2 tRNA genes are annotated in these 357 nt (G+C 45.9%); both read left to right on the top strand.

Going from position 1 to position 357, the window contains the following annotated elements:
* The first annotated feature begins 28 nt into the window (after window positions 1-28).
* Window positions 29-105, top strand: a tRNA-Ile gene (locus OH455_RS23320).
* 43 nt (window positions 106-148) lie between these two features.
* Window positions 149-224 (top strand) — tRNA-Ala (locus OH455_RS23315).
* Window positions 225-357 lie beyond the last annotated feature (133 nt).

Below are 357 nucleotides of genomic sequence, written 5' to 3'. Positions count from 1 at the left end.
ACGTTTATACACGTTAAGAGACGATACTGGGTCTGTAGCTCAGGTGGTTAGAGCGTTCGCCTGATAAGCGAGAGGTCGGTGGTTCAAGTCCACTCAGACCCACCAATCTTCCTCCCAGAAGAATTGGCACACAGTATCAACACCTGATGGGGCTATAGCTCAGCTGGGAGAGCGCCTGCCTTGCACGCAGGAGGTCAGCAGTTCGATCCTGCTTAGCTCCACCATCTTTAAGCGCATTTCTTTTTAAAGAAAAAGTCTTAAGTGTTCTTAAAAATGGTTTTCATCAGAAAATCGAGCTCTTTAACAATTTGGAAAGCTGACGAATAACAACAATCCCCATCTCTTTGAGATGCGTTG

It is taken from the genome of Vibrio sp. T11.5 (assembly GCF_027587155.1).
Taxonomy (GTDB): domain Bacteria; phylum Pseudomonadota; class Gammaproteobacteria; order Enterobacterales; family Vibrionaceae; genus Vibrio; species Vibrio neptunius.
The sequence above is the reverse complement of the archived record's forward strand: the minus strand, read 5'-3'. Positions and strand labels throughout refer to the sequence as shown.